Genomic DNA, 15905 nt, shown 5'->3' with positions numbered 1-15905 from the left:
CGAGGTGAGCGCGAGGGCATGCGGAGCCCGCGCCTCGACCTCTCCCACCACCGCCGCCCGCACCCCAGCCACCGGAACCGAACCCCCGAAACGCGTTGGGCCCGGCGGAAGTCATCCGCCGAGCCCAACTATGCCAATCATGCGGGGACAGTACGCAGACCCGTCCCCAACCGTCAAGGGTCTTTGGGGTGAGGATCCTCCTTTTTCCAGTTCCTGCTGACGAAGAGTTTCAACGCAACCGCGACCATATCAGCGGTCTTGCCATTCCGGAGACCAACGCGCCGATCCAGCGCCCGCGTGCTGTCCGACAGCACGACGACGTGGGTGACCAAGTCCAGCGCGCTCACGGTCATGTGCGAGCCCTTGACCTCCCGCAACCCCGCCCGCGCGTCCATCGCCTGGATCCAGCGCGTCAGCGCGGACATGTCGGCGCCATCCGCCAGCCCCGACAGGTGACCCGACCACAGCTTGCCGCCGTCGACCCGGACCTTGCCGTAATCCATGGCGGAGATCCGACCCGCGCCAGTCCCGATCTCCGCCGCCGCACGGATCAATGTCGCCGCCCGCAGCTCCTCCGCCCCGATCTTCCCGCTCGAAAACAGGCCGTTGACCGGCCACCCGTCCCCACGTCCGGGATTGCCGAGCAGCGCCTCGGCCCGATGCGCCGCGTACCCAACCGGCAGCGCTTCGGACTGCATCCGGATCGGCACGGACCCCAGCCCGGCCCCGCGCTCATGACCGCCCCTTTCGGCGTCCTCGCCCAGCGCCAGCGCCAGCGCGCCGACCGCGTCCCGCGCCGCTTCCCCGCCCGCCTTCAGCGCAACGGCGGCGATCCGCTCCACCAGCGGCCAGAACCGCAGCGCCAAGTTCTGATCATCCCAAGCCTGGGTTCCCCTGAGGTCCTTAAGCGACTGAGACATGATGCTTTCCCCGGAGAGTTCTTGGAGGGTTGATGGAGGGTTTGTTCAAGCTGAAAGCTAGATAGATCAAACACTTAAGAGGGTTGGTGAGGGTTTGGAGGGTTTTCACACACCTAATGTGACTTCCCCCGAACCCCCCTTCATGGAGCGGGGGCAAACCCTCTCGAACCCTCCAACCCTCGCAACGCCCTGTAATCGTTAGTCCTTTTCTGACGAGGGTTGGTGGAGGGTCTGTCATCCCCGGAGGGTCGCCCCGCCGCCGTGAGGATGGGGGAGCGGGGAAGGAACGCGCGCCATCACAGTCGATCCCAAATCTTCAGCCATCGGGGATCGACCTCGATATGTAGATATCGGACCGTTCCCTTGGTCTCGGAGGTGAGTTTCGTCTTCACCAACTTCCCAAACCGCGTCATGCTGAAGGGCTGCATACCGCTTTCCTCGCACCATCGCTGATAGACGATGTACAGTTCTTTGCCAGATATGAACGCTGGTGGGCTCGTCACCGCCGTTGCCCTCAAGGCCGCGCGGATGAACTCGCCGACCGGATCGCTATCCGCCCGGTACTTCTCGGTCGCCTCGACGACGTCCTCCGGCACCTCGAGGCCGGTCTCCAAGTACAGCCGGAGCCCGTCCAGCAACCAATTGAGGATTCCGGGCAACTCCCCCAGCAGCCGGGCGGGCAGCTCGTAGTCCTTGATCGGCAGGTCGGGATATGTCGCGGCCTCCCGCGCCTCGATGTAGCGCGCCCGCCAGGGCACCAGGTCGATGCGCCGCCAGGTCCCGTCGTCGGTCGCCTTGATCACCGGCTGCTCATTGAACATCAGCGTCAGGTGATGCTGAGGAATGAACGAGAAGAAGCCCTTGTTGAGGTGCCTGGCCTGCATGGTGTCGCGCTCGGTCAGGATTTTGATCGTCCCGACCGAGAAGGTGGCGCCGGTGTCCGGTTCGGCCGCGACCACCAGCCGCCGCCCGGGTAGATTGGCGATGTCGGGCGTGGCGTCCGCGCCCCGGCGCCGGTCATCCTGGAGCAGCGACGCGAACAGCAGCCGTAGGGCGTAGTTGCCCATCAACTTCTCGATCGTCTCCAGGAACGTGCTTTTCCCGTTGGAGCCAAAGCCATAATACATGGCCACCTTTTGCAGGCTGGTCCGCCCGGTCAAGCCATAGCCATGCCAGCGTTGCAGGTATTCCCGTTGCGCCGCGCTTGGCTGGACATCGCCGATGAACTGAAGCCAAGCCGGACACACCGCGTCCGGGTCATAGCTGACATCGGCCAGCCTGGTGATCAGATCATCCCGGTCATGCGGCCGGAAATGGATCAGGCCCTCCACATCCATCCGGACCTCAAGCGTCCCGTTCCGGACATTGAACAGGTCCGGGTGCGCGTCCAACTCCTCCATCCGCTGAGTCACATAGGGTTGCGCCTGGGCCAGCATCGCGGCCAGCTTCGGCCCGTTACCGGACGTGACTCCCCACTTCCGGTGCTTCTCCAACCGCGCCTGAAACTCTTCCGGCGACTCGTTGCCCTTCGGTCCAGCGGCCCGCAACGCCTCCGCCTCGTAGAAGATCGCCATAGCGGTGTCGTCCGCCAGCATCTTCGCCCGCCGCCCGCCGTCTTCCAGCGACCAGTGGGTGCCGACCCACACGTGCCATCCGACCTCCGCGACATACAACAGGTCCCGGCCAAACCGGGCGATCAACCGCTTCGCGTTGCCCAAGTCGTTCTTCAGATAGCCGGCGAGCTCGATCTCGAACTCCTCGTCCCCGGGGCCACGGCCGCGCGGCTTGTCCGGCTCGTAAGGCTCGGCCTCGTCGAAGGCCTTGCCGATGATCACCCGCAGGTCCGGCGGCGGCATCAGCGCCACCCCCGCGCCGGCCCATCGACACCCTCACCGCGAACGGCGTTCGCCAGCAGGTGCCCGGTGACCATCCCAGTCGTCATGCGGCCCACCGTGCCAACTCCAGGACCGGCAATCCCGCGCCTGTCAGCGTTCCATCCACCTCGCCTGTCCCGTCAGGCCCGTCAGCGGCGCGTTGGGCGCGAAGCGCCAATTTCCGCCCCTCCGCCGCCGTCACCAAGGGCTGGATATCCAGCAGCACGACCACCAGCAGGTCGAACACCTCCGACCACGCCGGCACGCTCACCCTCCGGGGTCGGGGCTTCCGACCCAAGTCGGCCAGCACGGCCTCCCAGACCTGAAGCGCGGTCATCGACGTGCCCAGCATGAATTCCAACGCGACCAATCTCGCTTCAGCTTCGGTCATCGCGCACCCGCCGAGCCAGCCGCCGATGACACCAGCGAGGGCACCCACATGGTCCTCACTCCTCGGCCGCCGGCCGCCTGGGCGCTGCCGGCGGCCTCGACGTGGCGGGCGATCCGAGCGTCGCGCGCGCCCTTGCCGTTGACGGCGAGCGTCACCGCCCGGCATTCCGGAGGCAGCACGACGTGGCGCAGGTTGTCCAAGGTGATGGCCGACCAGACCGGGTCATGCGGCCGGACCATCCGGACGGCGAGCGCCGTCTCGATCCCGCTGGCCAGCACCATGGACGCGCCGGCGGGACCAAGCCGGACGCTGGCGCCGTGGATCGCGCCGATGGTTCGGCGCGCCGGCAGGATCTCGCCCGTTTCCGGCGCCGCGATCGTCGCGGCGCGTGTCGGATCCGCGGCGTCGAGGTAGACGACATGCACAGCCACCACGCGCCGCTGGTCACCCGCCAAGCCGGCCACCAGACAGGGCCATCGGCCGATCACCCGCGGCGGCTCGCCTTTCGCCGCCGCGTGGAGATAGTCGACCTCCGCGTAACCCAGCGAGGCCAAGCTCTGGCCAAGCGACCGGACCTCGATACCGAGCGCGCGGAGATAGCCGTCGGCCGGCGTCCCGTCGATCGGCGACCTCCCGCCCCATACCGCCCGCCCAGCATGCGCCGCCGCTTCCGACACCGCCGGCCGCCGGTCTCGCGGTCCTAGCCGATCGCCCCTACGCGTCATCGAACCCCGCGTCGACGGCGAGGGCTCCGGCACGCCGCGCGGCTGGGCCATGCCGGCGTCGATCCCGTCCTTCACGCGCCGCTCGATCTGGGCGATCGTCCAGCGGTCTTTCTTCGGATCATGGGTCCACGCCAGCGCCGCCGCCGTCAGATGCTGCTCGACGAGGGAGCGGGGCAGGGCGCCGCCCCCGACAAGCTGACCCAAGCTGAACGCGGCCGAGTTGAGCGCGTCGTTCTGCCCGCCGGGTTGTGTGCCCCTGACGCGCTGTGCCTCGTCGTCCAGCGCCTTCCGCGCGTAGGCCGGCATGGAGTCGGTGGATGGCGGCGCCGGCCGCCCGACCTTCGGCGCCGGCGCGTCCAGCAGCATGGCGAGCAGCCAGGCCGGCGCCTCGGCGATCGGCACTTCGGCGTCCGTCGCCCAGGCGTACCGCCCGCCGTTCGGGTGGATGCTCGGCGGCGCCAGGATGTAGCCCCCCTCGCCCCGGGTATCCAGGCCGTTGCCCAGCCGTTTTTGGCTGGAGTTTCGCACGTCCAGCCCCACGGGGTTGGCGAAGATCCGGTGGATGCCGCCGGACGGCGTCAATTGCCGCAGCGTCTCCGGCAAGGCGCCGTGTTCGGCGACCAGCCGGCCGAGCGTCGCCTCGCCATCCTTGCCCTTGGCCGCGTCGATGTCCGAATCGAGCACCCACACGCCACTGTCCGGACCGCAGGCCAAGCCGACATTGGCCGATGGCCAGCGCCGCCACAGCGCGCGGACACGGTCGGGGTCGGACGTCGCGTCCCGGCACCCGTGTTCGAAGAAGCCGTCCGCCTTGCAAGGTTCCTTACCTCCGGCGCGGCAAGGAAACACCCGCCATCCCCGCGCCGCGTAGGCCAGCGCGGCGACCAGCAGCTCCGACCCAGGCACTTCACGCATCGCGCCGCCGAGCCCGCTGGCCCATCGCGGCCAACCCCAGCGCCAAGCCCTTTTCAAAGTTCCGCGATCCCTGACCGGGCCGGAACGTGCCGGCGTCCCATGGGTACAGCGCCCGCGTCAGGCCGCCGGCTGGGTCGATCTCATGAGCCAGATACGCCACCGCCGCGCGAAGCAAGTCGTCCGAGCCGGCGGGGTACAGGGCATCGTCATGTGCCGGTGTCCGGCCATGCCGTGTGACCTGCCCGCCGCGCTCGCGGATCACCGCCTCCACCAAAGCCACCTCCGCGGCCGGGAACCCCGGCGCCAGGGTGATCAGCAGGGTGCCCCGCCGACCCGTGCCGCTCTGCGCACCCACCAAGTCATCATCCATGTTCAAGCCTCCCTGGCCCGGCGCTGCCGGGCGCCGTTACAGAATGTCCACCTAACCCCAGCGACTGGTGTCGACCTCGACCACCTCATGGCGGTCACCGCCGCGCGCCGACGACGGCCGCGTCGGCGCCGATCGAGCCGGTTCGCGCGGCGAGATCGGCGGCATCAGCGCCCAGGCGACGTGCTGCCCGTCGAAACACAGCACCGTCACGTCGCGCTTTTCGGCCAACCGCTCTGCGATCCGCCGTTCCACGGTCTTTTCCGTGCCCCGCACGCGGACCAGGATCACCGTCTCGACCGAGGCCGGAATCTCGACGTCCATCAGCATCATTGAGGAGATCGGCGACCATACCGGCGCGGCCATGCACGCCAGCGACGACACGCGCAGCGCCTCGATCGGATCCGACGCCAGCCCCATCATCCGCCCGACCGGCGGCCCGAACCGAACCGCGTCGGTCGCACGCCACGGCCCCAAGATGACCGGCTCGCCGCTCCGAACGCCGTTCGCCTCCAGCGGCTGGCACCACGCGGCGCCGCTCGCCGACCCATCCGGCGAGGTGACCGGCAGGATCAGCCCCAGCTGGCGACGACCGTCGGCGCCGGAGATCGGCAACTCGCCGCACGCCACGCAATCCGGCCGCGACAAGCCGAGACTGTCGAGGTAGAGCGACGCCGCGTCGCCCTCGACCGCCCGCTGCGCCAGCAGCTCCGCCAGCCCGATCACTCCGCGCGCTCCAGCATGCCGGCGACCCGGATGCCCTCGACCCGGGCGCGCTCGATCTCGCCCCGCGACGCGTCCATCACGGACCACGCGTGGTCCCAGTGGTCCCAGCTTGGGGTGTCCGGCACCCACGGGTTAATGGTGCGCGGCAGGCCCTCCAGCCGCGCCGCCGCACCGCAACCCGCCGCGTTGTAGCGCGCGGCCAGGCACTGCCGGCCAAACGCATGGCCGAGATGAATCGAACTGCCAAACTGATACCCAGCACCGTCGTGCCCCTCCAGCGCGGCGCGGTAGCCGCGGTCGAACATGTCTGGGTTGACCTCCAGGATACTCTCGGTCATGGCGCCGACCTCCCAGGCCCAGCCTGCTCGACCGCTTTCGCCAGCCGGATCTGGGTCTCGTCGACCACCGCGTTGCGCTGGCTGATCCCGGCCGCCTCGGTCAGCGTGATCATCGCCCCGCCCGGAGAGTGCGGGCACTGGGCCGCCGCGATCTCCCGCGTCAGGTCGCTGGCGGCGTGGTGCAGCCGGAGCGATTCGCGGTCGATGTCGTACCGGACCGCACCGAAACAGTTGCCGGTCATGCGCGACACCTGCTCCGCGTAGTACCGCCCGATCGGAGGCTCCAGGCCCGTGCGGTCGTGATACAGCCGATCCATCGCGAGGCATGCCTCGATCGTCGGCTGATCCCGCCTGTCCTCGTCGGCCCAGCCGCGCACAGTGGAAACCGACCGCGCGCACGCCTCGGCGACGATCGCCACACCGGGCCCGATGTCCTCGGACCCCGCCAGTTCGACCAGCAGCCGGTGGATGACACCGGCAATACTTGTCGCGTTGCGTATCTTCTGCACCGTCACAATGCCCTCCAGTAGTTGTAGTCGCGCCCCAGCCAACCCGGGGGCATGGTTGCGGCCGATCAGCCCGCTGCGGCGGGACTGGGTTCGGGACCGGAGGAGGGCAGGCCTTGGTATCCCGCCGGCACGGGCAACCCGTCGAGCAGCAGGGCGGCGACGGCCAGGGCGTTGGACTGCGTCGGCGACAGGTAGGTCGAGTAATTCGACACGCCCTGTTCGACGATCGACACCAGATATCCCGGCGCCTCGCCGCCAGCGCCCGGCGCCGCGATCTCGACCAGACGCTTGCGTCGGCCAAAATCGACAGCGTCATCGGGGCCAGTCGTGGCATTGGGGCTCGGCACGACGCCATGCAGCACGAAAGCGGACATCATCGCGGCCAGCGGCAGCACCCGCTCGGACACGTCGCCATCACGCTTGCACGCCAGCTCCAAGCAGGTCAGGCGCACGCCCGCGCCAAACTCGGCATCCGTCCTGTCGGTCGCGCCATCGTCAGGCGCCCCGTCCCGTTCCTCCAGCAAGCGGAGGTACGCCTCAGCGTCTTTGTTCGCGGACATGGTTCTTCGTCCCGCCCTGCGGCGGCTCCTTAGTGGATGGGGTAGGGAAGAGTTGGAAAAGCGATCAGCCGGACATGCGGTTTGCGAGCGATCTTTGCTTTCTGCAAACCAATGCGGAGTTGTCGTCCGTTTTGGAGACGCAATTCTAAGGCTGAGTGTTCTTTCGCATAGGAATTCGGCTCATACCCGCATCGTGGGTATAGACTCGCTTGGCATCCCAGATGCACCTCAGTACGGGTGTATGAGCCACTATGGGACGAGCGATGACAAAGGCCCGAATAACGAAGGCGTCGAAGGAACTTCGATCCACCGCCGCAGAACTGGGGAGGATCTCGGCGGACATTCTCGCGGCGTCGAGACGGATGTCCGAAGCGATGGCCGACTGCGCCATGTCCATAGAGCGTGCGAAGACACGTTTGGAGTTGCGCGCGGATATGCTGGGAGGCGATCACGATCAATCACCCTGACCAGATTGACCGCCATCCCGGCATGGATCATTCGCTGAAATGAACTCGGTAATCTTGGCGCGAAGCTTCCTCCGAACCTCTCGGCCGCCCTCGATGTCGAAAACCAGTCGAGGATCCCCAGCGACCTTTCGACCAAAGCTGGTGGCGGACATCTCCGCTCGTTCAAGGAACGAGCGGATTTCGGGGAGGAGGCGTGTTTCATCGAGCATCATAGGATCGGAACGTAGGATTATACCTACGATCCGTCAAGCCGCATGTGCAGGATAAATCCTATTTCCCAGGTAACATTTCGTTAAGTAGGATGCATCCTATGAACGATGTGCGAAAACTTGTCCGTCAGCTGCTAGAAAGCCGCGACCTCACCCTTGCGGAGGCGTCCCGGCGCATGGGTAAAAACCAAACCTATATGCAGCAGTACCTTAAGAACGGAACACCCGCGCACTTGCCTGAGAGATCTCGCCTCAAACTCGCGGAGGTGTTGGGTTGCGATCCGGAGATTTTGCGAGACGAACCGACGCTCATAGATGACGCTGGGCGAGAAATATTCTTACGAAATAGTTCGCGACCTGAACAATCAAATAACAATATTCGACATCTTGTTTCGCAGGATGATTCTGCGGATACTGCTGGCACAACTTCTGGTCCCGCATACAGTGATATATACCTACCTGTATACGGTAAGATAGTGTCAGGGGCGCGATTTACCGTGATAAAGTTTGATAGTCCGCCTGCTGCGCTAGAAAGGCGTCCCATGGAACTCGCGGGCGTGGCGGACCCTTGGGCCACCTTCGTTCCCGACGACTCGATGGAGCCGAAATACAGCGCGGGAGACAAGGTAATCGTTCATCCGAATAGGCTCCCAACTCCGGGCAAGCCGATCGTGGTGCTGGATATGGAGAACCAAGCCATCATCCGACTGTTCGTCAAGCTGACCGAGGGCCAGCTGACGGTGCGTCAACTGACCCCTGACCAGGAGTACGAAATCCCGATTGATGGGATCCAGGGGATCTACCGGATTTGCGGTTCAATCGAGCTTTGACCCATACTACGCTGGCGCTAGGCGCCGCTGGATATCCATTATCAAATCAAACTCGGCGGGGTGCTGAAGGCCGTCGGCATCCATAAGGGCGATCGCGCTGCGCAAGAACAAGCGTTGGTCGGACGCGTTCTCATCCTCAAGCTTTCCAAGACAGCGTTCGAGCACATCGGCGCTGGGATGTTGCCGGCGCAGATAAGCCGCCACAGCGGATCGATCGGCCTCGCCCATGACTAGACCGGCGCGATCAGCTTTCTCCGCGACGTAGTCCAGAACGATTTCCAGCTCATCACCGTGCAGCAAGCCATCCGCACGGGCGAGGGCGATCAGCACCCTGAGACCGTCCCTAGCTGCTTTCCTGTGAGCCATCCCGGGCTTTTCCACAGCGGGGGAGGCGGCCTTCACCCGCGCTTGAATTGGTGCGCTGGAGAAGTCCATGAACTCGGTCGCCTGGAGTTCACGAGCGAAGAAGTCGCCAGGATCGTGTATGACGCCATCCAAATCGATCACGGACTCGATGCGATCGTATCGAAAGGACCTAATGGCTTTCCGTTCGTGACAGAGGCACGTCAGGTACAGGATCGCACCCTCGCGATGCAGATCTTTGACGGTAATGCGGCGCCTGCTGAAGTTGCCTGCCGCGTCGCTGTACTCGATCGCGAAGGTCGACCCAACAATATCGGTACGGGCTTCATCATTGACGTCATCAATGCTGATTTCCGCCGGGACTGAACCTGGCATGTCCAAACTGTCTGGAACATCCAAACCATCCGGATGAAAACTAGCGACCATTGGAGGCGGGGCCGACTGGGTACGGCGGAATAGCGAAGTGAGTGAAGCGAATATGCCCATCATAAAACTCCTTGAACGTGACCTCCCAAAATTACCAAGCGCGTTCTCAACAAATTCGAAATGGCATCGCGCGCCACATCATCGTCGCCGTACGTGGATATGCTGAACCTGTCAGGTTCCTATGTCCCTACGGCGCAACAGTGTAGGAATGTAGGATATTGCCTACGATCACCATTGACACAAACGTAGGATAAATCCTACGCTGCCTCCCGTCACACACAGGAGGCAGTCATGAAAAACCTCGAAGCACCCACAGCGCCCGATTCCGCGGGCCTCCCTCTCGGCGAGATGATCGACGCCGCCGATCCCGCGCGCAAGGTCTGGAACCCCACAGACGCCGAGTCGGATACGAATGGGTGGATCTATTTCGATCCAGGCCCGCCCAATGGAAAGAAGCGTGGTCTGATCTGGTCTGACAAGCATCCTGTGGACAGTGGCGAAGTTCCCGGCGCCTTGAACATCGAAGAGACATCCCTGCGCAGCTACAGGGACAGCTTCTCGTCCTGGTGTGACGATCCGGTAGAGCGCGATGAGGTGACGGCATGACCCCGCAAGCCGCCACCACCATCGCGAACGCCGCTCGCCCCACTGCCACGCCCACCGCCCAGCGCCCGGACCCGCTGACCCCGCGCCAGCTGGAGGTGCTGCGGATCATCGTCGAGTGGACCGACATCCACCATGTCGCCCCCTCGCTGAAAGAGTTGGCCTGGGAGTTGGACACCTCGTCAGCCGCGAACGCCATGCGGCTGCTGGCCACGCTCGTGAAAAAGGGCTGGATCAGCCGCACTCCGTTTTCAGCCCGGGCCATCCAGGTCCTGCACCGCCCGCCGCCGCTGCCCGACTGCGAGTGGGAATTCCACTCCAGCCCCGACTTCCTCCCGCCCGAATTGGCGGCCGAGTTCCTGGCGATGGCCGGTCTCTGACGCCGCGAAGGAGAAGAGCACATGGACACCAACTTACCGGTCGACACCCTCTCGCCCTCGACCCTGGGCCTGGAAGTGGCGCGGCGAAGGGGAATGGCGGGCTGGAGCCAGCGCGAACTGGCGCAGCAATCCGGCGTCGCGCAGAGCAAGATCTCGCTGCTGGAAAGCGGCAAGTCGCAGACCGCTGAAGTCTCGACCGTCCAGGATCTCGCCAAGGCGTTCGGGTGCCACCTCACCGAGCTGCTGGGCGACACCGCGCCTCCGGCGCCGGCGATCGCCACGTCCGACGAGGACGCTGGCGACCGCGTCACCCGCCACATCACGAAGCTGTTCCCATCGCCGCTCAACCCGCGCAAGCGGTTCGACCCCGCCGCCGTCGCGGAGATCGCCGACAGCATCGCCGCCAAGGGCCTGCTCCAGCCGCTGACGATCCGCGCCGGAACCCGTGACATCCTCGACGCCGTCGGCCAGCTCGCCGAGGTCTACATCGGCGGCACCCGGTACCGCGCGCTCAAGCTGCTGCACGACGAGGGCCGCTGGCCCGAGGACCGGCTCCCCGGCGGCATGGTCCCCTGCACGCTGCGCGAATGCTCCGACATCGAGTTGATCGAGATCGCGCTGACCGAGAACATCCAGCGCCAGGACATGCACCCGCTCGAGGAGGGCCAAGCCTTCCTCGATCTGGAGCGTGCCGGCAAGGCCGACCCGGCCGAGATAGCCCGGGTGATCGCCAAGACTCCGCGTTTCGTCCAACTCCGCATGCAGATGGCACGAGACCTCGCCCCGGCCGCCGCCGAAGCTTTCGCCGCCGGCAGGATCTCCACCGAGATGGCGCGCGAGCTGGTCCGCGTGCCGCACGATGTCCAACTCAGCCACCTCGGCCCCTTGCTGAAGGCCGACTGGGGCTACAAGACGGCGTCCGAACTCCACGAAAAGATCCACGCCGGCTTTCCGAATCTGGGCCACGCGCTGTTCGACAAAGCCCTCTACACGGGCGACCTCGCCGAGGACCACAACACCTATGGCGGCAAGACCCTGAAATGCTGCGACGTCACCCTGTTCCGCCAGCTCCAGGACGCCGCCGTCGAGGCGAAGGCGGTGGAACTCCGCGAGACGCACGCCTTCGTCGAGATCGTTCGATCCAAGACGACATGGCTCGATCTGGACCCGGCGAAACTCTCCAAGACCTACGCGCGGGATGAGCGCGGCGGAGCGGCGATCGTCATCATGCCCGACTACCGCGTCCAGATCGTCGAGCCGGTCCGGCGCTGGTCCGGCGACACCAAGCCCGCCGAGATGAGCACGGCCGAAAAGAAGGCGCTCGCCAAGAAGACCGATCCGGTCGCGGGCGTATCGACCGGACGACGGATCTACGCGAAGGCGGCGAAGAGCCGCGCGCTCCAGCGGGCCACGCTGGAGACTGGCACCGCCACGGTCCTGCGTGTCGCGATCATGGGGCTGCTGGGCGACGACGTCGTGGCCATCCGTCCGGAGGCCAAGGGACCGGACAATCACGCCCTGGATGCCGGCTTGGCGCTGCGGCTGGGCGAGTGGCGCGACCGACTCGGCGCCGGTCTGGTCGACCTCGATCCCTACCTCAAAGCCCGGAGCAGGGGAGATACGAAGCTTTGGGCGGCGCTGCGGGAACTCGACCGCCCCGCGCTGGAGGACCTGCACGCCTGTCTGGTGGTGCAGCGGCTGGGCGTCTGGTCCGACCCCTGGCGCGATGACAACCTCGGCGACACCCCGCTCCAGATCGCCCTGGCCTCGGCGGTCGACCTCGACATGGCGGAGGTTTGGACCGTCGACGCCGCCTATGTCGCCACCCTCGACAAGGCCCAGCTCCTCGACCTCGCCGACAGCGTCGGGCTGATCTTCGGCGACCGGCACGAATGGGCGAAAGCCAAGGTCAGCGAACTCCGCCAAGCCATCGTGGCGATCGCCCAATCCGCGAACGCCTTTCGCCACCTCCCCCCGGAACTCGCCTTCGCCTCGGCGAAGACGATCCAGCAGCGCTTCCGCTCCGGCACGGCCGCGCCGGCCAACCCCGCCACCGCTCGCGGAGGGCAGACGATATGAGCGCCGGAATAACCACGGCCCCGACACCGAGTTCCGCAGCCGCGACACCGCCGGCGCCGCTCGCCATCGACCTGCTGACTGGCGCCGAGGCGATCGGCGCCTATCTCGGCTGGCCCAAGCGGAGGGTCTACCTTCTGGTGGATCTGGCGAAGCGTGGCGAGACCAGCCTGCCAATCTGGAGCGAACCGGGTGTCGGTATCTGCGCCAGGAAGTCCCAACTCGACGCGTACTTTGCGGCGAGGGCGGAATCCGCTGGCACCCTTCCGCGCCACCGCTGAAAATCGCCGATCATGGCATCGATCCGCCAAGTCACCTGGAAGAAGAAATCCGGCACATCTAAGCGCTGGGAGCTGTCGTATTTCGACGCCGCCGGCAAGCGCCACCGCTCGCTGCACGACATGAAACGGGATGCCGAGGCCGAGCGGGTGCGGATCGAGGGGCAACTCGCCGCCGGTACCCACGTCGCCGATCGGGACAGCCGCACCGTCGGTGACGTGTGCGAGGCTTGGCTCACCGATATCGAGCACCTAGTCCGCACCGGAACCCGCGAGCGGATCACCCTCAAGGGCTACAGGACCCATGTGCGCCGGCACATAGCGCCGCGTGACGTCGCCCGCGTCAAACTGACCAAGCTCCGGCCCTCCGCCGTCATGGCTTTCGTGACCGAGCTGGAGGCGGAACTGTCGGCCGATCTGGCGGGCAAGGTGTTTGGGACATTCAAGATGGCGCTGGGCTACGCGCGCCGGATGGAGATGATGACCCACGACCCGGCATCCGACGTCAAGATCCGCACGACCGAGCGATCGGATCGGGAAGAGGAGGGGGATGTCGCGATTCCCACGAAGGCCGAACTCAAGGCCCTGGTCGCCGCCGCCAAGCTGGACCAGACCGGCCGGTCGATGGCGATGATCAGCCTCATGATGTTCGCCGGCCTTCGGATATCCGAGCTGCGGGGCCTGACTCGGCGCGGCGTCATGCTGACCGGCGCCCAGCCCGAGGTCTGGATCTTCCAGCGCGCCGACAGCTACCAGGCGGCCGGCCCGTGCAAGAGCAAGGCGAGCCGGCGCCGCGTGCCGATCGGCCCCGACACCGTCGCGGCGGTCCGCGCCTGGCTGCCGTCGATCCCCCAGTCGGACAGCGGGCTGATCTTTCCCACGGCGTCCGGCACGATCCAAAGCTACGCCAACCTATGGAACCGCTGGTGGGTGCCGCTGATGATCGCCGCCGGTCTGGTCAGCGAAGCGCCCCCCGGAAAGCCGGCGGGAAAGCCGGCGCCGAGGTTCGGGATGCACGGCCTCCGCCACGTCGCGGCCTCGCTCTGGATCGAACTGGGCTTGCAGCCGAAGCGGATCCAGAAGCTAATGGGCCACAGCACCTTGCAGATGACCATGGACCTGTATGGCCACCTCTGGACCTACCCCGACGAAGACGCCGCCATCGGCCGCGATACCGAGCGTCAGCTTGGCTGACCAGCTACGCCGTCAGTTGCCCAGTCGCGCGGCCGGGGCCGTCGTCGCCATGGCCGTCCTCTTCGCCATCTCCCCGGCCCAGCCAGTCGCGAGGCCGTCGCGCGTCACGATCGCGTCGGCCACGGTCGAGACGGTCAAGGATGGTGACACCATCACCCTGCGGTCGGCCAAAGGCACCCTGGTGACCGTCCGAATGTCCGATTACGACAGCCCGGAGATCGGTCATGGTTCCGCCCGGCCTGGGCAGCGGGGCGGCGACGCCGCGCGCGATCAGCTGCTCTCCCTGCTGCCGATCGGCGCCAAGGTGAAAGCCACCTGCTACGATGTCGACGTCTACGATCGGCTGGTCTGTCATATCTACCGCGGACGCGGACGCGGCCGGAAGAACGTGAACCTTGAAATGCTCAGGTCGGGATGGGGATAGCTGCCGGATCGCGGCGACTGGATCCGCGACGCGGCGTCCGCCGACGCCCAGGCCGAGGCGAAGGCGAATCGCCGGGGCGCTTGGGCCCTCCCCGGACAGGTCACGCCAAAGCAGTGGCGCGTCCAGTGCTGGGAAGAGGGCCGGTGCCCTTCGCCGGCTGCCAAGGGCTAGCCGCGATCAGCCAATCGAGGTGGTGTTCTGGTTGCCGCTGACCTGCGCCGCCTTCGCGCCGGTGCTTCTGGACTGATCGATCGTCTGCGTCGTGGCTCCCGTGCCCGTCGCCTCGGGCAGCAGCGCCTTCAGTTCCTCGACGAGGCTCGGATCGGCCGCCAGTGCCTTCGCGAGCCGCTTCCGAAGATCCGCTCTGTTATCTTCCAACGTTGGGTTCGCTTCAAGATCGTCCATCGCCTCCGCCACCGGCACCGGGCCGGTGAACCTGCCCTTGATCCAGGCATAAAGGTCCTTACCCGCCGTCTTCGTCACCTCCTTCCCGCCCTCGACAAGATAGGGGCTCAAAACCGCCACCGCCGCCGTGGCCAAACTCACCGGATCCATCATGCTTGCTCTCCTTGGTTTTTTTGCTTCTGCTCCCGATCCATCAACTCACTGAGCACTGGATTGATCGGCCCCAACAGCTCTTCGTCCGGCTCGACGTCCAACGCCTTACACCGCTCGAGGTGTTGCTGTACCATCGGCAACATCCAATGAAAGAAAGCGTGTGGCAGAGCGAGAAAGGGCTCGCATAGAGTCTCGATAGCTTCTCGGTTGGCCGCCAACGCTTCGGTCAGCCGATCGGTAGCCACAAAACAATTAGCAAGGACAGCTAAAGACATGGCGAGGTAGGGCCGGAAGGCGTCTGGCCGCGCCGCCGCCAGCTCCTGGTAAACAGCCACCGCCTCCCCGGCGCGTTCCAGCGCCTCCTCGCGCCGCCCGAGAGCGCTGAGGAAGCTGGCCAGGTTGTTGAGCGACAGGGCGAGGTCGGGCCGGAAGGCGTCTGGCCGCGCCGCCGCCAGCTCCTGGTAAACAGCCACCGCCTCCCCGGCGCGTTCCAGCGCCTCCTCGCGCCGCCCGAGATCGCTCAGCCGGTTGGCCAGGTTGTTGAGCGAGCCGGCGAGGTAAGGCCGGAAGGCGTCTGGCCGCGCCGCCGCCAGCTCCTGGTAAACAGCCAGCGCCTCCCCGGCGCGTTCCAGCGCCTCCTCGCGCCGTCCGAGAGCGCTCAGCCGGTTGGCCAGGTTGTTGAGCGACAGGGCGAGGTCGGGCCGGAAGGCGTCTGGCCGCGCCGCCGCCAGCTCGCGGCGGATCGCCACCGCCTCCCCGGCGCGTTCCAGCG

At 66.2% G+C, this 15905-nt stretch carries 19 protein-coding genes; 7 read left to right on the top strand and 12 right to left on the bottom strand.

Annotation, left to right across the window (positions count from 1 at the left end):
* Positions 1 to 173: 173 nt before the first annotated feature.
* The 9 genes from N825_RS30260 to N825_RS30220 form a co-directional block, all read right to left on the bottom strand.
* A complete protein-coding gene (locus N825_RS30260; RefSeq protein ID WP_157619646.1) occupies positions 174 to 920 on the bottom strand; it encodes a hypothetical protein in 747 nt (248 codons plus the stop codon).
* Between the two features lie 296 nt (positions 921 to 1216).
* Complete coding sequence (locus N825_RS30255) at positions 1217 to 2776, bottom strand: DNA primase family protein (protein WP_157619645.1); 1560 nt, start codon at positions 2774 to 2776, stop codon at positions 1217 to 1219.
* Positions 2777 to 2858: 82 nt separating this feature from the next.
* A complete protein-coding gene (locus N825_RS30250) occupies positions 2859 to 3185 on the bottom strand; it encodes a hypothetical protein (protein WP_037460052.1) in 327 nt (108 codons plus the stop codon).
* Positions 3182 to 4825 (bottom strand): bifunctional DNA primase/polymerase, encoded by a 1644-nt coding sequence (locus N825_RS37185; RefSeq protein WP_051513593.1) that lies wholly within the window; start codon positions 4823 to 4825, stop codon positions 3182 to 3184. Before N825_RS37185 ends, N825_RS30250 begins: the two co-directional genes overlap by 4 nt.
* The gene (locus N825_RS30240) at positions 4818 to 5195 is read right to left on the bottom strand and encodes a hypothetical protein (RefSeq protein WP_037460051.1); all 378 of its coding nucleotides are present in this window, start codon (positions 5193 to 5195) and stop codon (positions 4818 to 4820) included. The genes N825_RS37185 and N825_RS30240 overlap by 8 nt, the downstream gene beginning before the upstream one ends.
* Positions 5196 to 5246: 51 nt before the next feature.
* The gene (locus N825_RS30235; protein WP_037460050.1) at positions 5247 to 5918 is read right to left on the bottom strand and encodes a hypothetical protein; all 672 of its coding nucleotides are present in this window, start codon (positions 5916 to 5918) and stop codon (positions 5247 to 5249) included.
* Positions 5915 to 6256 carry a hypothetical protein gene (locus N825_RS30230; protein WP_037460049.1) on the bottom strand — a complete coding sequence of 114 codons (342 nt, stop codon included), beginning with the start codon at positions 6254 to 6256 and terminating at the stop codon, positions 5915 to 5917. Before N825_RS30230 ends, N825_RS30235 begins: the two co-directional genes overlap by 4 nt.
* Positions 6253 to 6765, bottom strand: a complete 513-nt coding sequence (locus N825_RS30225; protein ID WP_157619644.1) for a hypothetical protein — start codon at positions 6763 to 6765, stop codon at positions 6253 to 6255. Before N825_RS30225 ends, N825_RS30230 begins: the two co-directional genes overlap by 4 nt.
* 65 nt (positions 6766 to 6830) lie before the next feature.
* A complete protein-coding gene (locus tag N825_RS30220; protein ID WP_037460047.1) occupies positions 6831 to 7325 on the bottom strand; it encodes a hypothetical protein in 495 nt (164 codons plus the stop codon).
* Between the two features lie 1218 nt (positions 7326 to 8543).
* Here N825_RS30220 and N825_RS39905 point away from each other — a divergent pair.
* Positions 8544 to 8831 (top strand): S24 family peptidase, encoded by a 288-nt coding sequence (locus N825_RS39905; RefSeq protein ID WP_037460042.1) that lies wholly within the window; start codon positions 8544 to 8546, stop codon positions 8829 to 8831.
* 6 nt (positions 8832 to 8837) lie between these two features.
* Here N825_RS39905 and N825_RS30200 read toward each other — a convergent pair whose 3' ends face one another.
* A complete protein-coding gene (locus N825_RS30200; RefSeq protein ID WP_157619642.1) occupies positions 8838 to 9683 on the bottom strand; it encodes a tellurite resistance TerB family protein in 846 nt (281 codons plus the stop codon).
* A 228-nt stretch (positions 9684 to 9911) separates the two neighbouring features.
* On the opposite strand from N825_RS30200, the gene N825_RS30195 reads away from it, so the two are divergent.
* From N825_RS30195 to N825_RS30170, 6 genes are read left to right on the top strand one after another with little or no spacing between them, the layout of a single operon-like run.
* On the top strand, positions 9912 to 10226 hold the full coding sequence (locus N825_RS30195) for a hypothetical protein (protein ID WP_157619641.1): 315 nt from the start codon (positions 9912 to 9914) through the stop codon (positions 10224 to 10226).
* Complete coding sequence (locus tag N825_RS37180; RefSeq protein ID WP_051513589.1) at positions 10223 to 10603, top strand: LexA family protein; 381 nt, start codon at positions 10223 to 10225, stop codon at positions 10601 to 10603. The genes N825_RS30195 and N825_RS37180 overlap by 4 nt, the downstream gene beginning before the upstream one ends.
* A gap of 21 nt (positions 10604 to 10624) precedes the next feature.
* The gene (locus tag N825_RS37175) at positions 10625 to 12682 is read left to right on the top strand and encodes a ParB N-terminal domain-containing protein (protein WP_051513587.1); all 2058 of its coding nucleotides are present in this window, start codon (positions 10625 to 10627) and stop codon (positions 12680 to 12682) included.
* A complete protein-coding gene (locus N825_RS30180) occupies positions 12679 to 12960 on the top strand; it encodes a hypothetical protein (protein ID WP_037460035.1) in 282 nt (93 codons plus the stop codon). The genes N825_RS37175 and N825_RS30180 overlap by 4 nt, the downstream gene beginning before the upstream one ends.
* Positions 12961 to 12972: 12 nt before the next feature.
* The gene (locus N825_RS30175; protein ID WP_037460034.1) at positions 12973 to 14151 is read left to right on the top strand and encodes a site-specific integrase; all 1179 of its coding nucleotides are present in this window, start codon (positions 12973 to 12975) and stop codon (positions 14149 to 14151) included.
* The gene (locus N825_RS30170) at positions 14144 to 14575 is read left to right on the top strand and encodes a thermonuclease family protein (protein WP_198038965.1); all 432 of its coding nucleotides are present in this window, start codon (positions 14144 to 14146) and stop codon (positions 14573 to 14575) included. The genes N825_RS30175 and N825_RS30170 overlap by 8 nt, the downstream gene beginning before the upstream one ends.
* Positions 14576 to 14752: 177 nt before the next feature.
* On the opposite strand, the gene N825_RS30165 is transcribed toward N825_RS30170, so the two are convergent.
* Positions 14753 to 15133, bottom strand: coding sequence for a hypothetical protein (locus N825_RS30165; protein WP_037460032.1), 381 nt, complete (start codon positions 15131 to 15133; stop codon positions 14753 to 14755).
* Positions 15130 to 15905, bottom strand: a 776-nt coding sequence (locus tag N825_RS30160; protein WP_037460029.1) for a tetratricopeptide repeat protein, incomplete at its 5' end; no start/stop codon positions are given. The genes N825_RS30165 and N825_RS30160, both read right to left, overlap by 4 nt.

Source organism: Skermanella stibiiresistens SB22 (genome assembly GCF_000576635.1).
Taxonomy (GTDB): domain Bacteria; phylum Pseudomonadota; class Alphaproteobacteria; order Azospirillales; family Azospirillaceae; genus Skermanella; species Skermanella stibiiresistens.
This window is presented reverse-complemented; position numbering and strand designations above follow the sequence as displayed.

Coding starts and splice junctions, on each gene's coding strand:
- N825_RS30260 (WP_157619646.1), bottom strand. CDS start 920: ATGTCTCAGTCGCTTAAGGACCTCAGGGGAACCCAGGCTTGGGATGAT.
- N825_RS30255 (WP_157619645.1), bottom strand. CDS start 2,776: ATGCCGCCGCCGGACCTGCGGGTGATCATCGGCAAGGCCTTCGACGAG.
- N825_RS30250 (WP_037460052.1), bottom strand. CDS start 3,185: ATGACCGAAGCTGAAGCGAGATTGGTCGCGTTGGAATTCATGCTGGGC.
- N825_RS37185 (WP_051513593.1), bottom strand. CDS start 4,825: ATGCGTGAAGTGCCTGGGTCGGAGCTGCTGGTCGCCGCGCTGGCCTAC.
- N825_RS30240 (WP_037460051.1), bottom strand. CDS start 5,195: ATGGATGATGACTTGGTGGGTGCGCAGAGCGGCACGGGTCGGCGGGGC.
- N825_RS30230 (WP_037460049.1), bottom strand. CDS start 6,256: ATGACCGAGAGTATCCTGGAGGTCAACCCAGACATGTTCGACCGCGGC.
- N825_RS30220 (WP_037460047.1), bottom strand. CDS start 7,325: ATGTCCGCGAACAAAGACGCTGAGGCGTACCTCCGCTTGCTGGAGGAA.
- N825_RS39905 (WP_037460042.1), top strand. CDS start 8,544: ATGGAACTCGCGGGCGTGGCGGACCCTTGGGCCACCTTCGTTCCCGAC.
- N825_RS30200 (WP_157619642.1), bottom strand. CDS start 9,683: ATGATGGGCATATTCGCTTCACTCACTTCGCTATTCCGCCGTACCCAG.
- N825_RS30195 (WP_157619641.1), top strand. CDS start 9,912: ATGAAAAACCTCGAAGCACCCACAGCGCCCGATTCCGCGGGCCTCCCT.
- N825_RS37180 (WP_051513589.1), top strand. CDS start 10,223: ATGACCCCGCAAGCCGCCACCACCATCGCGAACGCCGCTCGCCCCACT.
- N825_RS37175 (WP_051513587.1), top strand. CDS start 10,625: ATGGACACCAACTTACCGGTCGACACCCTCTCGCCCTCGACCCTGGGC.
- N825_RS30180 (WP_037460035.1), top strand. CDS start 12,679: ATGAGCGCCGGAATAACCACGGCCCCGACACCGAGTTCCGCAGCCGCG.
- N825_RS30175 (WP_037460034.1), top strand. CDS start 12,973: ATGGCATCGATCCGCCAAGTCACCTGGAAGAAGAAATCCGGCACATCT.
- N825_RS30165 (WP_037460032.1), bottom strand. CDS start 15,133: ATGATGGATCCGGTGAGTTTGGCCACGGCGGCGGTGGCGGTTTTGAGC.